The organism is Brevibacterium sp. CCUG 69071, assembly GCF_021023135.1.
In the GTDB taxonomy this organism is placed as follows: domain Bacteria; phylum Actinomycetota; class Actinomycetes; order Actinomycetales; family Brevibacteriaceae; genus Brevibacterium.
This window is the reverse complement of record NZ_PGFV01000006.1, coordinates 114,566-131,593: the sequence shown is the minus strand read 5'-3', so window position 1 is coordinate 131,593 and position 17,028 is coordinate 114,566. Positions and strand designations below refer to the sequence as shown.

Sequence of the window (17,028 nt, the reverse complement as noted above, 5' to 3'; positions counted from 1 at the left end):
TCAGGAATCCTCCGGGTTGGTGAAGCGACGGTTGTTGCGCTCGCGCTGGCGGCGGAGTCGCTCCCGCGCCTGACGTTCGATCTCCGCCTGCGCATGCAGCCGCTCACGGCTCATCGCCCGAGCACTGAGTGCGGGCAGCACCGTGGTCTCTGCATCATCATCCGAACTGTGGTCGACCTGCTTGACCACACGTGTTTCGGCTTCCTCTGCAGAACGTGTGTCGATGACGTTCGTGGGAACGCTGTCATCGTCATCGTCGTCCCCTGCTGCAGGTGCGCTCGGCGTGAACCGCTGTGCGGGCAGGACCGTTGTCGCGGCGTCTTCATCCGAGGAATCTTCCCGCGCAGAGCTCGAATCGGCTCGGACATCCGAGTCGCTCCGATCCGCATCGTCGACAGCGGCGGCCGGCAGGTCCGAATCCACCGGGTCTGCCTCGGCGTCACCGGCGGGGAAGGCCGGACTCTCATTAGCCTCAGGGTCGCGCAGGTCGGCGCCGAGGTCGACGCGTTCGATCGGGAAATGCTCGGAATCCGCGACCTCTTCGTCGGAGACGGCTCCTGGCCGGAAGCGGTCGCCGGTGACGGGGACGAACCGGGTGCCGGGTTCGGGGGGCGTGTCGTCGTCTTCGTCCGCAGGTGAAGTCCATTCATCGGCGGTCGAACCGTGACCGGATCCGGCTTCAGAGTCGCCTTCGGCTCCACGCGCGGCGACTGAGTCGGACTCGGACTCCTCTGCCGCCTCGGCGCTGTCGTCGGACGCCGACTCGGAAGCGGATGTGGGAGCCGCCTCGGTGTCGGAGGTCTTCTCGGCAGGCGGTGCAACTGTTGCCGCACCGGCACCGGCGGCCACGGCACCGGCCGCCGCACCCGAGCGTGTGCTCAACTCATCGGGCAGGCGGGCGTGGATCGCGGTGAGGATCTCCGCGGTCAGTTCATCGGGACTGACCGAGGCGTCGAGGACGACATAGCGGTCGGGTTCCTTGTGGGCGCGTGTCAGATAGGTCTGTCGCACGCGCTGGTGGAACTGCTGGTTCTCCTCGTCGAGGTAGTTGCTTTCTGCGCGTTTGCCCATCCGCTCGGCAGCGACCTCCGGGTCGATGTCGAGGACAATGGTCAGGTGCGGGACGAGGCCCTGCGTGGCCCACCTGCTCAGGGCCAGGATCGTCTTCGGATCGAAGTTGCGGCCGGCAGCCTGGTAGGCCACCGTCGAATCGATGTAGCGGTCGGTGACGACGATGTTCCCGGCATCGAGGCTCGGGTCGACCAACGAGGTCACATGGTGGGCCCGGTCAGCGGCGAAGAGCAGCGCCTCGGTGCGGGCACTGGGCTTCTCCGAGTCGAAGAGCACAGAACGGATCTGTCGACCCAGCTCGGTCCCGCCGGGCTCACGGGTGGCCTCGACATTGTGGCCTTCGTCGGCCAGGGCGCGGGAGATCCGCTTGATCTGGGTGCTCTTACCCGATCCGTCCCCGCCTTCGATGGCGATGAAGAAACCGGCGCCGAGGCGCTCGGCGGAGGTCCCTAGGCCACCGGCGGAGCTCTCGGCGTTGCTCGGCGGACGGAATCCGTGGACGATATCGACCGAGAGTCCCTGCAGTTTGTGCGGGTCGAAGACGAAGAGGCCGATGATGCCGGCGATGAGAGCGGCCACGCCGATGATGATGAAGGCGACATCGCTGGGGGCGAGCAGCCAATCGGCGGTCGAAGCCACATCGACGACTCCGCCGAGGTCGAGCGCATTGATGATCAGAGCCAGCCCCGCGCCGGCCACTGCGCCGATCCGACGTGAGAAGTCATAGGGCTGCGATCGCACGCCGATTCCGACGAGGAAGGCGATGGCGGCCGAGAGCACGACCTTGCCGGAGAGTTCGTTGATGGCTCCGGTGGCGACGAGCAGGACACCGGAGACGAGCAGCGCGAAGGTCGACACGCGTGGCCTCGACATGCCGGGTGCGAAGGTCGGCCCCATCTCGAAGCCGATCGCCCAGCCGATCAGGCAGCAGGCGATGATGAGCGCATACCCTGCCTGCCCGAAGTTGTGTTCGACAGCGGTGGGTTGAGCCAACATGAACGTCGTGCCGAGGACGGCGAACAGGGCGATGCACACCCACGGGTTGGCGATGCTCGCAGCCGGTCGGGCGACGCGGGCCTTGAGGGAGGGGAAGGAGCCTGTCGTCGCGGTTTCGGCGTGGAGCGCGCGTTCGGGGGTGAGGAATACGATGACGGCGCCGACGGCCATGCCGATGCCAACCAGCAGGCTCACCCAGCCCAATGCCCGGGTTCCGGCGGCGGCTCCGCCGAGGATCTGGAAGACGCAGGAGAGGAAGACGAGCACGGTCGCCGGGATTCCGACTCGGCGCCAGGGCTTCTCGTTCGTGAATGGGCTGATGCTCATGAGCAGGCCCACCACTCCCCCGAGGAACAGTGCGGCGACCCAGGTCAGCCAGGCGCTCGGGGCGAGGCTGAGGACGATGAGCAGGGCGGCCTCGATGACCGCGGCCACGCTCAGCGCCGTCTTGCGGATCGCCGGCGCCTTGGTCGCGAAGACCTTGCTGGGAATGAAGAGTCCGGTGCAGGAGAGTACGAAGACGATGAGCAGAGACAGGCTTCCCTGCTGGTTGTCGAATCCGCCCGCGCCGAGCGATTCGGCCGTGGCGGTGAAGGCTCGTCCGCCGACGGTGGCGAAGAATCCGCTCGTGCCAGCCACGATGTAGCTGATCGCAACGAGGGCGATGAGGGCGCCCCACGCTGCGGTCTCGGTGACCAGCCGGCCAGGGGCTCCGGGAAGTCGATGTCCTGTAGTCGTCAACATGCTCACGTCCCTACACTATCTGTACCGACTGACATATCTCTTGGAACCCGGTCCGATCTCCTGCAACCGATCCCGATCCTCTACTCTTGTGTGCGTGCACAGTGAGAATACGGCCATGACGAGCGTCGCCGCCGAGGGCTTGGATCCGCTCGAGGAGCTCGCCTTTGCCCGGGTCCTGCTCGATTCGGTCAAGACCGGGGCGCGCGGGGCGACCCTGCGGATCTACCGGCCCGCTCCGACCTTGGCCTTCGGAGCTCGGGATCGGTTCCTGCCCGGCTTCCCCACCGCGATCGAAGCGGCCCGGGACCACGGTTTCACGCCTGCTCTGCGCAGCCTCGGCGGGCGAGCTGCCGCCTACCATCGGGGGTCACTGGTCATCGACCACATCGAACCCAGTGATTCCTTCATCACGAACACGACCGCCCGATTCTCCGCCTTCGGTGACGACTATGTCGAGGTGCTGCGGTCGATCGGCATCGACGCTCGCCTCGGCGAGATTCCCGGCGAATACTGCCCCGGCGAGCACAGCGTCAACGTCGCCGGACGGATCAAGGCCATCGGAACCGCGCAGCGCGTGGTCTCGGGCGCGTGGCTGTTCTCTTCCTCCATCATCGTCGAGGACCCGGATCCGATCCGGGCCGTTCTCACCGACGTCGAAGCGGCGCTCGGCGTCGATTGGGACCCGGCGACGGGAGGGTCGATCAGTGAGGTTCATCCCGAGGTCAGGACCGATGCCGTCGCCGAGGCGTTCGCCGCCTACTATGCGAACGCCCACCCGCTCGCGCCGGAGTCCCCGAATCCCGCGGAGCTCGCGGCCGTACCGGACTATGTGGACAAGCACCGGCTCTGAAGAGCCGGAGACAACGAGGAAGGCAGACACATGAGCGTGACCGTACGTGAAGCGACCCGGGAGGATCTGCCCGCCATCCTCCGCCTCGTCCACGGGCTGGCCGAATACGAGAAGGAACCCGAGGCTGTCGAGGCCACCGAAGATGACTTCGCGGCCGTGATGTTCCCTGCCGATGGGCATCCGAACACCTACGGTCACGTCGCCGAGGCGGAGGGTGCGATCATCGGCATCGCCATCTGGTTCCATTCGTTCTCCACCTGGACGGGGAAGAACGGGATCTGGCTCGAAGATCTCTTCGTCGACCCGGAGCACCGAGGCGGCGGTGCCGGCAAGGCGCTGCTCGGCCGGCTGGCGCAGCTGTGCCGGGACCGAGGCTACACCCGACTCGAATGGTGCGTGCTCAAGTGGAACACTCCCTCGATCGGGTTCTACGAGTCACTGGGCGCGAAGGCCCAGGACGAATGGGAGACCTACCGCCTCGACGGGGATGCTCTTGAGGAGTTCGCGCGGACTTCCGCTGGGGCGGCCGGAGCTGATTCGGGCGAGGTCTGAGCTCAGGCCTCGAGCTTGCCTCTGCTCACTCAGGAGGGCGAGCTCGTGGGTCCCGCTGCGGGCGCGCTGCCGGGTTATCAACGCGCTGCCCGGGCGCCCGTGCGCTGCCGAGCCACGCGAGCCACGGAGGCGCTGCCGAGTTGCGGACGATCCGTGATGGATTCAACGCTGTGAAACATCACGAATCGTCCGCAAGTCGACGAGGCGAGCCGACTCAGGGAGTCTTCGGCTTCGCCGTGCTCGTCTTCTTGGCGGCAGTGGTCTTCGACGCTGCCGTCTTCTTCGCCGCAGTCGACTTGCTGGCCGTCGACTTCGCCGTGGTCGTCTTCTTCGCCGCAGTGGTCTTCGCCGCCGTCGACTTCTTCGCAGGAGCCTTCTTGGCCGGGCCCTTCTTCTTGGCCGGGCCCTTCTTCTTCGCCGGTCCCTTCGCGCGCTTCTCGGCCAGCAGCGTGGCCGCACGTTCCAGGGTCACAGCCTCGACGGAGTCGTCCTTGCGCAGGGTCGCGTTCGTCTCCCCGTCGGTGACGTAGGGGCCGAAGCGACCGTCCTTGACGACGACCGGCTTCTTCGTCTCCGGGTCCTCGCCGAGCTCCTTCAACGGGGCCGCGGCACGACGTCCGCCACGCTGCTTGGGCTCAGCGTAGATCTTCAGCGCCTCGTCGAGGGTGATGTTGAAGATCTGCTCCTCTTCGGTCAGCGACCGCGAATCCGTGCCCTTCTTCAGGTACGGTCCGTAGCGGCCGTTCTGAGCGGTGATGTCGGTGCCTTCGTCGTCCTGTCCGACGACGCGCGGGAGACTGAGCAGGCGCAGCGCGGTCTCCAGGTCGATAGTCTCGAGATTCATGGACTTGAACAGGGAACCGGTGCGCGGTTTCAGTTTCTTCGCTCCGCGCTTCGGCTTCTCCTCGGGCTCTGGCAGCACCTCGGTGACGTAGGGCCCGAAGCGGCCGTTCTTCGCCACGATCGCATGACCGGTCTCGGGATCGGTCCCCAGCTCGCGGTCCTCGCCGCCCTGGGTCTCGATGAGTTCGGCGGCCTTCTCGGCGGTCAGTTCGTCAGGGGCCAGGTCCTCGGGCACCGAGACCCGCTTGGGATCCTCGCCCTCGACCTGCGACGCCACCTCGAGGTAGGGCCCATAGCGACCGACGCGCAGAGCCACGTCCTCGCTGATCTGCACCGTGTTGACCGCACGGGCGTCGATGTCGCCGAGATCGTCGACGACCTCCTTGAGCCCCTCACGGTCCTGTCCCTGGTCGCCGAAGTAGAAGCGGGCCAGCCAGGCGTTGCGGTCCTCTTCGCCCATAGCGATGCGGTCGAGTTCGGTCTCGAGATCCGCGGTGAACGCATAGTCGACGAGTCCGGTGAAGTGCTCTTCGAGGAGTCTGACCACGGAGAACGCCAACCAGCTCGGAACCAGAGCGTTGCCGCGGGTGGTCACGTAGCCGCGATCCTGGATGACCGAGATCGTGGCCGCATACGTCGAGGGACGGCCGATGCCGAGCTCCTCGAGCTGCTTGACCAGGCTGGCCTCTGTGAAGCGCGGCGGCGGTGCGGTGGTGTGGCCGTCGGCTTCCGCCTTGACCACGGACAGAGCCTGTCCCTCTTCGACCTGCGGCAGCCGCGACTCCCCGGACTTCGTGTCGTAGCGGGAGGCGTCGGTGCCCTCTTCGTAGGCGGCGAGGAATCCGCGGAAGGTGATGACGGTGCCGCTGGCGCTGAAGCCGGCGTCGTGTCCGCCGTCGAGTTCGGCGCGGACCTTGATCGTCGCGGTCTTTCCCTTGGCGTCGGCCATCTGGCTGGCCACGGTGCGCTTCCAGATCAAGTCGTAGAGGCGGAACTCCTCACCGCCGAGCTGCTTGGACACTTGCGCCGGAGTGCGGAAGGAGTCACCGGCGGGACGGATCGCCTCGTGGGCCTCCTGCGCGGACTTCTGCTTGCTCGAGTACTGACGCGGCGACTGCGGCACGAATTCGGGACCGTAGAGTTCGGTCACCTGTTTGCGGGCGGCAGCGATCGCCTGCCCGGACAGCGCCGAGGAGTCGGTACGCATATAGGTGATGTAGCCGTGTTCGTAGAGCGACTGCGCCGTGCGCATGGCCTGGCGTGCGCTCATGCGCAGCTTGCGGCCGGCCTCCTGCTGCAGGGTCGAGGTGGTGAACGGGGCCGCTGGTCGGCGGGAGTAGGGCTTCGACTCGACCGAGGTGACGCTCAGCGAATCCTTCGCCGACCCGTTGAGCTCCGTGGCCAGTGCTTCGGCCCGGGCCTGATCGACGACCGTCGCCGAGGCGTTCTTCAGCTGGCCCTTGTCGTTGAAGTCCCGTCCGGTGGCCACGCGAGCCCCGTCGAGGGTGGAGAGATTCGCAGCGAAGGGATTCGTGCCGTCGGGCAGACCCAGATCGATATCGAGGTCCCAGTAGTCGGCGGGGACGAAGGCCATGCGTTCCCGCTCGCGTTCGACGACGAGTCGAGTCGCCACCGACTGCACACGACCGGCCGAGAGCCCGGCCCGGATCTTGCGCCACAGCACCGGTGAGATCTCGTAGCCGTAGAGGCGGTCGAGGATGCGTCGGGTCTCCTGTGCATCGACGAGAGCCTCGTCGATGTCACGGGTGTTCTCCAATGCGCGTTCGATCGCCTCGGGGGTGATCTCGTGGAAGACCATGCGCTTGACGGGGATCTTCGGCTTGAGCACCTCGAGCAGGTGCCAGGCGATGGCCTCTCCCTCGCGGTCCTCATCCGTTGCGAGATAGAGCTCGTCGGCGTCCTTGAGGAGTCGCTTGAGTTCGGTGACCTTCTTCTTCTTGCCCGGGTCGACCCGATAGTAGGGGTCGAAGCCGTTGTCGACATCGACGGCGAACTTGCCGTAGGGCCCCTTCTTCATATCGGCGGGCAGTTCCGAAGGGGTCGGGAGGTCGCGGATATGTCCGACCGAGGCCTCGACGTCATAACCGTCGCCGAGGTATCCCACGATCGTTCGCGCCTTCGTCGGAGACTCGACGATGACGAGACGACGGGGCTTCTTCTCGGTTGTGGTCACGCTTTCACATTCCTCTCGGGGCACAGGGTGATCGATGATAGGGACGATCCGGCCCAATGTAACACTGTTGATCTTGCTCGCCGTGCATCGGGCTTCAGCGGCCCGACCTCGGGGTCAACGGTTTTCGATCCTATCGCTATTCCCCCACGGTCCTTGTGATCGCTGCCCCACGGTCCTTGTGACCGACCCCCGCTTCGGCCCCGTCACCGGCACCCGGAACACGTGCTCATCAGGGCGCCGGCGACTCCGTGGCCGGCAGCAGCACACCTTCGGCCACCAGCGCTCTGACCTGGGCAATCAGCTGGTCTTCGAGGGCCACCGGGTCGACGTCGAGCAGCTGCGCCAAGGCGTTGGCGGTCTGCCGCAGCGTCAGGCTCCCATCGGCGACCGAGACGAACCCGGCCAGCGCCGTATCGAGGTCGAAGACCTGTCCGAAGCCGATGCCCTGTTCCAGGGTGATGGAGGTGGGTTCGGATTCGCCGGGCACATGGTGGCGGTGTTCGACGAGATCCGGTGAGCGGGTGAACGCGGTGTCCGCGATCTCGCCCGCCTCGGCGGTGGCCAGCCAGCTGCGCAGGGCGAAGACCGTGGAGAGGAATTCGCCGAGTCCGTGGGGATTGTTCGCCGCCGCCGAGGTGGTCCGCACCCGGGCGCGCAGCCCCTCGGTCCGATCTGTGGCGGGGCTTGCCGGGGCGGGAGGGGCAATCGTTGGCACATCGTTATCTGCCCGGGACATGAGCACGTACCCGAAGACGATCTGGGCGACGTCGCGGGATGCGAAGTCGTCGAGCCAGGCGGCGGTGGCCCGGTTCCAGTCCTCACCGGCTCGCGGCACTCCCCCGTCGCGGATCCAGGTTTCGGCGTAGGCGACCGGGTCGAGGGTCTCCCGTTCGATGACGAGAACGGAGGTCTCCGGGTCCGTGACCCAGGCTTCGGGACCCTCATCGCTCGCCGAGGTGGTCTCCCAGTTGCCGAGGCAGACGCTGCGTCCGCCCGGTGCCAGAACCTCGGGGATCGCGGCGAACAGGGAGCGGACGAGGCGGTCCCCGCTCATGCCTGCGTCCCGGTATTCGAAGGTGACCTCCGAGGTGCGCGGGGTGATCACGAAGGGCGGGTTGGACACGAGCAGGTCGACCTTCTCATCCAGGGGTTCGAGCATCGACCCGTGCCGGAAGTCGATCGTGGTAATGCCGTTGAGACGGGCGGAGAGTTCGGCCAGGTGCAGGGCGCGGTGCGAGATGTCGGTGGCGATGACTCTGTTCGCATGCCGGGCCAGCAGCAGGGCCTGGATTCCGCAGCCGGTGCCGATGTCGGCGGCGAGCTCGACCCGTTCGCGCGGGGTGATGGACACCAGGGTGCGACCGGCCCCGCCGAGGCCGAGCACGAAGTCCCCGCCGAGGATGCCGGGCTCGACGAGCGTCCCGTGGTCGCTGACGAGATAGAGGTTCGCATCCCCGGGACGGAAGCCTCGGGGCACCCCTACCGGCAGCTCGAAAGGGACGAGGGCGAAGGGGGCGAGCGCCTTGTCCGGTGTGGTGTCATCGTCACAGCCGTGGCCGACGATGAGCCCCGCCGCGACGGCAATGTCATAGGCCTCCTCACCGAGGGCATCCCGGATGAGCCTGCCCTCGACCTCGCGGTGGAAGTGGAAGAGGAGGGCGAGGACGGCGAGCCTGCGGTCGAACTCCGAGGCTGCTTCCGCGGCTGCTTCCGAGTCCAGAGTGGTCAGGCAGACGTGGATGGCCGGGGCCGCATTGTTGCGGACCAGGGCATCGGAGACGGCGGACCCCCAGAACTGTCGGAGCCGGGGTTCGGTGTAGCCGGCCCGGTAGAGGGTGTCGGCCAGGATCGTCTCGCGGGGAATCGTCTCACTGTGTTCGGTCACAGAAGAATCCTAACGACTGCGCAATAATTAGGGCCATGACCTCTTCTGCCCTCCTCGACATCGTCACCGGTTTCGGTGTCCGGGATGAGCGGCTCGTCCACGTCCGGGACATTCCGCAGCGATTCGAACGCGACGCCGAGTGGCCGGACTGGATCGACGAAGAGCTCAAGCACGCCTGCCATGCGATCGGCGTCGATCAGCTGTGGGAGCATCAGCTCGAGGCCGCACAGGCCGCCCGGGACGGGTCCGATGTGGTCATCGCGACGCCGACCGCCTCGGGGAAGTCCCTGGGGTTCTGGCTGCCGGTGCTCGAATCGATCCAGGCCACCCGTGACAAGCTGCGCACCTCCTCGGCGATCTACATCGCCCCGACGAAGGCGCTGGCCGCCGATCAGCTGAGCAAGCTCGAGCGGCTCATCGTCCGCGGGGTCCGCCCGGCCGCCTATGACGGGGACACCTCGCAGGCGTCGAAGGATTGGGCCAGGCGGCATGCGAACATCGTGTTCACCAACCCGGACATGCTCCACCGGGGGATCCTGCCGCAGCATCAGCGCTTCGCCCGGATGTTCAAATCCCTGCGCTACATCGTCATCGACGAGGCCCACCGGTATCGGGGCGTCTTCGGATCGCACGTGGCGCTGATCCTGCGCAGGCTGCTGCGCATCGCCGCCCACTACGGGGCGCACCCCGTGGTCATCGGGGCTTCGGCGACGATGGCCGAACCCGCCGCGGCCTTCGCCAAACTCACCGGCCGTGAGGTCCACGCCGTGGCAGAGGATTCTTCCCCGCGCGCCGCGGGCAGCTTCGCACTGTGGGAACCGCCGGTCTCTCCCGGCGGTGATCGGCGCAGCGGCCTGGTCGAGGCCGCCGATGTCATCACCGACGCCATGTGTGCCGGGTATCGCTCGATCACGTTCATCGCCTCCCGTCGCGGCACCGAGGCACTCGCATCGACCGTGCGCGAGCAGGTCGGACAGGTCGACGATTCGCTGGTCGACAAGGTCGCCGCCTATCGGGGCGGGTACCTCGCCGAGGAGCGCCGCCTGTTGGAGACAGCCCTGCGTTCGGGTCGCCTGCTGGCAGTGGCCTCGACGAATGCGCTCGAGCTGGGCATCGACATCTCCGGGCTCGATCTCGTCATCATCTCCGGGTGGCCGGGCACTCTGGCCTCCCTGTGGCAGCAGGCAGGGCGGGCAGGTCGGGCCGGGCAGCGTTGGATGGCGGTGTTCATCGCCCGTGACGATCCCCTCGACACCTATGTCGTCCACCATCCCGAGGTCATCTTCGATTCTCCGGTCGATGCCGGGGTCATCCACCCGGGCAATCCGCATGTGCTCTCCGGTCAGCTGTGCGCTGCCGCCGCCGAGGTGCCGTTGCGGGAGGCCGACCTCGTGCACTTCCCACCGGAGTCCGCCTCGGTCATCACCGACCTCGTCGAGCGCAAGCTGTTACGTGCCCGCCCGACCGGATGGTTCTGGGCCAAGGACGAACCCGCCACGGATCTCTCCGACATCCGCGGCAGCGGCGGCGGTCAGTTCCGCCTCGTCGAGGCCAGCACCGGCACTCTGCTGGGTACGGTCGACGAATCGGGGGCGCACACCGGCGCCCATCCCGGTGCGGTGTATACCCATCAGGGCACCGATTTCACGGTCCTCGACCTCGACCTTGAGGAGCGAATCGCTCTGATCGCACGCTCCGAGGTCGATTACACGACGCAGCCGCGCTCGGCCACGGAGATCGAGATCGTCTCCACCGACGCTCAGCGAGTCCTGCCGTCGGGGGTGAGCGTGTGCAGCGGCACCGTCGACGTCAAGGATCAGGTCGTCGCCTACCGGATGCGGGCGAAGCGCGGTGGGGCGATCATCGCCGAGCACGAACTCGACCTGCCGGAGCGGACCCTGCAGACGAAGGCCGTGTGGTGGACGATCCCGCAGACCCTGCTCGACGAGGCCGAGATCGTCGCGGCCGATCTGCCCGGTGCCGTCCATGCCGCCGAACATGCCTCGATCGGTCTGCTGCCGCTCTTCGCCGGCTGCGACCGGTGGGACATCGGCGGAGTGTCGACGGCGCTGCACGCCGACACGGGCCTGGCCACGGTCTTCGTCTACGACGGTCTGGCCGGCGGGGCCGGTTTCGCCGAACGCGGCAGCACGGTCATCGAGGACTGGCTGGCCGCGACCCGGGATGCGATCGCCGCCTGCGAATGCATCGACGGCTGCCCCTCCTGTGTGCAGTCGCCGAAGTGCGGCAACGGCAATGAGCCCCTGGAGAAGGACGCCGCCCTGCGACTGCTACGCGGAGTCCTCGGCTGAGCGGGACCCTCGCTTGAGCGGAGCATTCGCTCGAGAGGATTCCTCGGCTGAGGAGCCTCGCGTCAGGGCTGAAGCGTTCACTTGCCGGCGACGGCCTTCTCCTTGACCTTCGGCAACGGGCCGGGGATGTCGACGGCGACCTCGACGTACGCGCTCTGCTCGCTCATCGAGGCCCGACAGTCGACCACCGAGCCGCCGTTCTTCTTCGCCACCTCCTTCGCAATGTCACAGGGTTCTCCCGCGGCGAGCCCGCGGACGGCATCGGCGGCGGCCAGTGCCGCCAGATCCGCTGCGCTCTGGGCTCTGCTGTGGGCGACGAAGGCCTGCCCGAGGCTGCCGATGGCGGTGACGAGCACCAGGACCATCGAAGCGAGTCCGACGACGATGTTCGTCATTGTCCGTCCCCTCGCTGTCCTTCCATCCGGGCGGTCGCGTTCGCTTCGACCGTGTCGATGAAGATGATCGCGGCGGGCAGTCGGATGGTCACCGTCACGGTGGAGTACCCGCCGTCGGCGCGGACTCTGACCTTCGCGGCGTCTCCCGCATGCTTCTGCGCCTCATCGACGACGGCGGCCTGCGGTTCTCCGCGCGCGACCTCACGGGCGGCCGAACGAGCGGCGTCGAAGGCCCTCAGCTGGGAGAAGCCGACGGCGGCGGCTCCCGTGAGCATGATGACGAGGAGCACGATGGCAGGCATGACCACGGCGAATTCCGCTGTGGCCGTCCCCGCGTCCGCATCGCGCGCCTCGGCCCGCCCGCGAGAGCGCCGACCGTCCATGTCAGGATCCGCCCCCAAGGCCGAGAGCGGTCTGGATGACACCGGTGACGAGTTCCTTGATCGGACCCGATTTCAGGATGACGACCAGGAGGGCTGCGAATCCGCAGGCCGCCAATGTGGTGATCGCGTATTCGGCCGTGGTCGCTCCGGCGTCCGGGCCCCAGAACTCGTCTCTGTCATCGAACCCCATGCCGGGTGGTGCCGCGCAGTCGGGTGGGAGTTCATCGTTCTCCGGCGGTGGCAGCGGTGTGCTCGTGGTCTCGCTCATGTTCTCCTCCTGGTGGAAGTCCGTGCTCGCGATCTGCGAACGGACCTTCAGCCTGGAGGGCAGGCACCGAGGGTGTCGAGGGCTCGAGACGAGCCTGTGGAAACGGGGTCACCGTCCACAGGTCGCCGGCACGCGAGTGAGAGTCCTGTCCACAGCCTCGAGCACGTCAGTGAGGATCAGAGCGCACGACTCTGACGATCGCAGAGCGCAGCGGTGACGCTTCAGCTCCGGCCGGCCCAGTCTTCCTTGAGGATGGCCATGATCACCTGGTCGTGGCGGCGTCCGTTGAAGAACACGGCCTCACGACGCCTGCCTTCCTCGACGAATCCGGCCTTCGTATAGGAGGCGATGCCGCGAGTGTTGAAGGCCCAGGTCTGGAGTTCGATGCGATTGAGACCGAGCTGGAGGAATCCGTACTTGATCGCCAGTCGCACGGCATCGGAACCGTAGCCGCGGCCATGGAATTCGGGTCCGAGGACGATCGCCAGGGTCGCGGACTGGTTGATGGGATCGCGTTCGAACAGGGTCACATGGCCGACGAACTCCTCGGTTTCGATGAGTTCGATGCTGAACCCGACCGATTCGCTGGTCTTGTTCGCGCTCCACAGCGAGAACTGTTCGGAGACCCCTCCTTCGGGGCGCGGCAGGACCGTGTGATTCTGGAGCACCACGATCGAAGGGTCGAACCACCATTGCTCGAGGTAGGGCAGGTCATCCTGGCGCAGCGGACGCATCCTCACGGAGCGACCCGTGAAGAGATTCTCGGCGTAGTCTTCGGCTTGTTCGACGTTGGACAGTTGGTTGAAGGGTGTTACCTGTGCCATAGAACGACCCTACCAATCCCTCCTGAACGCCCGTTCAAAATTCGAGCGACCCGGCCTCTCGTCGCCCGGTCGTCCACAGCCCCAGGTGCGAAGTCGGATGGCCTCAGCTGCGCAGTCGGACAGAGGGGACCCCGACTCAGAAGAACACGGTCGTGAGGTCGGAGAGCAGGGAGATGATGACGGGCACCACCGAGAGCAGCAGGAACGCCGGGAGGATGCACACGCCCAAGGGAACCACGAGTCTGACTCCCAGGGCAGCGGCCGCCTCCTGTCGGCGCCGGCGGGAGGAGTCGCGCAGCTCCTTGGCCACCGATTCGATCAGCGGTGCCGGACCGACTCCGGTGTGTTCGGAGAATTCGAAGACTTCGAGCACCGGTGCAAGTCGATCGTCGGCGGACAGCCGTTGACCGCCGATCGTCATCGCCCGCCCGATCCGCTGCAGTCCGGAGCGGTCATCGGTCGCCTCGGCGCTCAGGTGCAGCGCCACCGGGATCGGCAGGCCCGAAGTCAGGCAGATCGCCACGAGATCGAGGTCGAAAGCCAGCTGATCATCGGCGACCGCGCCCTCGGTTCGAGCGAGGTCGCCCGCCCCGCCCGACACTGTGGACCTGCCGACGTCGGCAGTCCCGCCAGCGACCGACGCGACCGATCCGCCCGCTGGCCTGCCAGGCCCCGCTGCCCCGAGCAGTCGCTGCAGCCGGCCGGATGTCGACCCCGACCACAGCAGCACCCCGGCCGCCACGAAGACTCCCACCAGCAGACCGATCATCACCGTCACCGCTCGGCGCTTCGCATCATCGCCGTCATCCACCAGCGGCCGAGGATGTAGAGCAGCAGTCCGAGACCGACGCTCAGCTGACCGGGCAGTCCCGCGATCAGCTCGGCGGGTCGGACGCCGATGAGCAGTCCGAGTCCGACGCCGATGAGCGGCAGCCAGCTGAGCACCCGCACCGTGGACCTGGGCCCCGCCATCGCGATCCGCCTCTCCCGGTCGGCGTCGAGAGCGTCCCGTTGGGCCGCGGCATAGCGGAGGATCATGTCGGCCGCGGGCGCCCCCGAACGTTCGGACACGGTCCACACCGCCGCCATGCCCGCCATCACCTCGGCGGCGGCCGGCGGCAGAGCGGAACTGCGGGTGACGATGGCCCGCCCAGGCTCCTCCCCCAGCGAGATCGCCCGTGAGATCGGACCCAGATCCTCGTTCTGCCGGCTCAGGGTCGCCATCACCGCCTGCGGAGTCATGCCCACCTTGAGCAGATGTGCGGCGTTCTCGACGGTGCCGATGGCCCACAGCTTCTCCTGTTCGGGATCCTGCCGTCGGGCGCGCCCACGACGGCCACCGCCCCCGACGCCGACGTCATTTCCGCCGCCTGCCGCCGGCAGCAGCTCGCGCAGCCTGCGGGTGGGATCGAGCGGGGCACTGAGAATGATGCTCACGGCCAGGAGCACGGCGAGGACGGTGAGCATCAGGCGGCCTTCTGTTCGAGCACGGCCTCGAACCGGGCGAGAGCACGGCGGTTGAAGGTGCCCTCCGCTTGGGGTGAGGCACGTCCCCACACCGGTTCCATCACCACACCCTCGGCGCTGACCCTGGTCGGGATCGCCAATTCGGTGATCCCTCGATCGGGCCCGACCCGACGGAGGTGGATGACGAGGTCGATGGCGGTTGAGAACTGGGAGAACACCGCCTGCGGGCTCATATTCGCCAGTGCACCGAGGGCCGCCACCCGGCTCGGCACCGCATCGGCGGTGTTCGCGTGGATCGTCGCGCATCCGCCCTCATGCCCGGTGTTGAGCGCCGTGAGCATGTCACGGACCTCGGCACCGCGGCACTCCCCGACGACGAGGCGGTCGGGCCGCATCCGCAGGGCGTTGCGCACCAGGTCGGTCAGCGTCACTTCGCCGCCGCCCTCGACATTGGCCTGGCGGGCCGCGAGCTGGACGATATGGGAGTGGGCGACGATGAGCTCCCTGGAGTCCTCGACGATGACGAGGCGCTGACCGGATTCGACGAGACCGAGCAGGGCACCGAGAAGAACGGTCTTCCCCGTACCGGTCCCACCCGAGATGAGGATGTTCGCCCGCGAGCACACCGCCTCGGTGAGGATCTCGCCGAGTTCGCCGGGGATGAAGCCATCGTCCTGCAGCTGGGCGAAGCTGAAGCCGGAGCGTTTGGGCACGCGGAAGGAGATCGAGGTGTGGTCCCCGGAGATCGGCGGGACGATCGCGTTCATCCGCACCCCGTCGGGGAGGCGGACATCGACGAAGGGACTCGAATCGTCGAGCCTGCGACCGCCGAGCGCCGCCAAACGCACGGCCAGGGACCGCACCTCCTCCTCGGAGCCCAGGGACAGGTCGAGCAGCTCGGGACCCGAGCCGGTGTCGGCGAAGATCTCCCGCGGCCCGTTGACGAAGACGTCGGTGGTGTCCGGGACCTCGAGCACGGACTGCAGGGGTCCCGCCCCGGACAGCTGCGCGGACAGCCTGGTCACAAGCTCGAGGAGGGCGCTGGAGCCGAGCACCCGTCCGGTCCGGCGGACCGCCTCGGCGACGGCGGCCGTGGTCACCGGCCCGGGATCGTCCAGCAGGGTCTTACGGACCTCGGCGACGAGGGAGGCATCGAGCCATTCGCTCATTCCACCCACTCCCCGAGCAGGCGGTCGACGAGTCTGCCCAGGCGGGCACCGCCGGGGATGCCCTCACCACGGTCGACGGCGGCCGAGAGTCCCCGATCGTCGCGGATGCTGCCGGCGAGACTCAGACCGATGGAATCGGCGAGCAGCTCGGCATCGAGGCCCCCGGCACCGGTGTCGCGGACGACGAGTCGGACGTCGGGATGGGATTGGGACAGACGTTTGGCGACTTGGGAGGCGGCGACGGCCGAGCGGACCCGGCCCGGGGAGACGAGGAGCACGTGGTGGCAGCGGCGCGTCCACTGCGGTGGGGCGTGGCGGGGCAGGTCGACGATGACGAGTTCGAAGGCCTGCCCGGCTGCGGCGAGGAAGTCGTCGAAGACGTCCGGGTCGAGATCGAGGGTGTCATCTCGTCCCCAGGACAGGATCGCGAGGCCTTCGTGACGGGGCAGAGCCTGAGCCAGGGTCGAGGGGCGCAGCTGTCCGCGAGAGGCGCTGAGGTCGGCCCAGCGCGGGCCGGGCACCTGTTCGGCCCCGAGGACGAGGTCGAGCCCTCCGCCCAGCGGGTCGGCGTCGACGAGGACCGTGTCGACATCGGGTCCGGCACGTCTGGCCAGGGCACAGGAGAGGACCGAGGCTCCGGCTCCCCCGCATCCGGCGACGACCCCGACGGTGACACCGGGAGCGGTCGGCGGTTCGATGGCTGCGATCATCCGCCCGCTCAGCCATTCCGCGGCAGAGGGCAGCACCGCCAGCTGATCCGCGCCGAGGTGGGCCGCCCGTTTCCAGGCCGATCCCTGTTCGTCGCCGTCGAGGACGACGAGGATGCGGTCGGCATGGTCCGTGGCCGGGGCCTCGCGCACGTCCTCGCCGAGGAGGATGAGCGAGGCCGATTGCCAGCCGCCGGAGTCCGGGGGCAGCACCGTGAGTGTGACTCCGATGCTTTCGGCGACTCGGGCGCATTCTTCGGTGATCGCACCGAGGTCGGTGATGAGGGCTACCTGCATGCTCACAGCGTGCCCCGCACGCAGTGGTCGCAACAGGGACGAACGGGTGCCTGTGGATGGGATGCGCAAAG

At 67.6% G+C, this 17,028-nt stretch carries 14 protein-coding genes; 3 read left to right on the top strand and 11 right to left on the bottom strand.

Annotation, left to right across the window (positions count from 1 at the left end):
- Positions 1–2,811, bottom strand: coding sequence for a dTMP kinase (gene tmk / locus CV023_RS15830; protein WP_230747574.1), 2,811 nt, complete (start codon positions 2,809–2,811; stop codon positions 1–3).
- Between the two features lie 115 nt (positions 2,812–2,926).
- Between tmk and CV023_RS15825 the strand changes: the two genes are divergently transcribed.
- Positions 2,927–3,661: a lipoate--protein ligase family protein gene (locus CV023_RS15825; protein ID WP_230747573.1), complete on the top strand. Its 735-nt coding sequence runs from the start codon at positions 2,927–2,929 to the stop codon at positions 3,659–3,661.
- A gap of 30 nt (positions 3,662–3,691) precedes the next feature.
- A complete protein-coding gene (locus tag CV023_RS15820) occupies positions 3,692–4,213 on the top strand; it encodes a GNAT family N-acetyltransferase (protein ID WP_230747571.1) in 522 nt (173 codons plus the stop codon).
- Positions 4,214–4,427: 214 nt separating this feature from the next.
- On the opposite strand, the gene topA is transcribed toward CV023_RS15820, so the two are convergent.
- Together topA and CV023_RS15810 are read right to left on the bottom strand one after the other, a co-directional pair.
- A complete protein-coding gene (topA, locus tag CV023_RS15815) occupies positions 4,428–7,250 on the bottom strand; it encodes a type I DNA topoisomerase (protein WP_230747570.1) in 2,823 nt (940 codons plus the stop codon).
- A 229-nt stretch (positions 7,251–7,479) separates the two neighbouring features.
- Positions 7,480–9,135, bottom strand: a complete 1,656-nt coding sequence (locus CV023_RS15810; RefSeq protein ID WP_230747561.1) for a methyltransferase — start codon at positions 9,133–9,135, stop codon at positions 7,480–7,482.
- Positions 9,136–9,170: 35 nt separating this feature from the next.
- Here CV023_RS15810 and CV023_RS15805 point away from each other — a divergent pair, with 35 nt between their 5' ends.
- Positions 9,171–11,447: a DEAD/DEAH box helicase gene (locus CV023_RS15805; protein ID WP_230747559.1), complete on the top strand. Its 2,277-nt coding sequence runs from the start codon at positions 9,171–9,173 to the stop codon at positions 11,445–11,447.
- A 77-nt stretch (positions 11,448–11,524) separates the two neighbouring features.
- On the opposite strand, the gene CV023_RS15800 is transcribed toward CV023_RS15805, so the two are convergent.
- From CV023_RS15800 to ssd, 8 genes are all read right to left on the bottom strand, one after another.
- A complete protein-coding gene (locus CV023_RS15800; RefSeq protein ID WP_230747556.1) occupies positions 11,525–11,842 on the bottom strand; it encodes an Rv3654c family TadE-like protein in 318 nt (105 codons plus the stop codon).
- Positions 11,839–12,267 (bottom strand): TadE family protein, encoded by a 429-nt coding sequence (locus CV023_RS15795; RefSeq protein WP_230747551.1) that lies wholly within the window; start codon positions 12,265–12,267, stop codon positions 11,839–11,841. Before CV023_RS15795 ends, CV023_RS15800 begins: the two co-directional genes overlap by 4 nt.
- Positions 12,227–12,493, bottom strand: coding sequence for a DUF4244 domain-containing protein (locus CV023_RS15790; protein WP_230747550.1), 267 nt, complete (start codon positions 12,491–12,493; stop codon positions 12,227–12,229). Before CV023_RS15790 ends, CV023_RS15795 begins: the two co-directional genes overlap by 41 nt.
- A 221-nt stretch (positions 12,494–12,714) precedes the next feature.
- Positions 12,715–13,317, bottom strand: coding sequence for a GNAT family N-acetyltransferase (locus CV023_RS15785; RefSeq protein WP_230747549.1), 603 nt, complete (start codon positions 13,315–13,317; stop codon positions 12,715–12,717).
- A gap of 136 nt (positions 13,318–13,453) precedes the next feature.
- A complete protein-coding gene (locus tag CV023_RS15780; protein WP_230747548.1) occupies positions 13,454–14,128 on the bottom strand; it encodes a type II secretion system F family protein in 675 nt (224 codons plus the stop codon).
- Positions 14,092–14,784, bottom strand: a complete 693-nt coding sequence (locus CV023_RS15775; protein WP_230747543.1) for a type II secretion system F family protein — start codon at positions 14,782–14,784, stop codon at positions 14,092–14,094. The genes CV023_RS15780 and CV023_RS15775 overlap by 37 nt, the downstream gene beginning before the upstream one ends.
- On the bottom strand, positions 14,784–15,953 hold the full coding sequence (locus CV023_RS15770; RefSeq protein ID WP_230747539.1) for a TadA family conjugal transfer-associated ATPase: 1,170 nt from the start codon (positions 15,951–15,953) through the stop codon (positions 14,784–14,786). The genes CV023_RS15775 and CV023_RS15770 overlap by 1 nt, the downstream gene beginning before the upstream one ends.
- On the bottom strand, positions 15,950–16,957 hold the full coding sequence (ssd, locus tag CV023_RS15765; RefSeq protein ID WP_230747531.1) for a septum site-determining protein Ssd: 1,008 nt from the start codon (positions 16,955–16,957) through the stop codon (positions 15,950–15,952). The genes CV023_RS15770 and ssd overlap by 4 nt, the downstream gene beginning before the upstream one ends.
- Between the last annotated feature and the right edge of the window lie 71 nt (positions 16,958–17,028).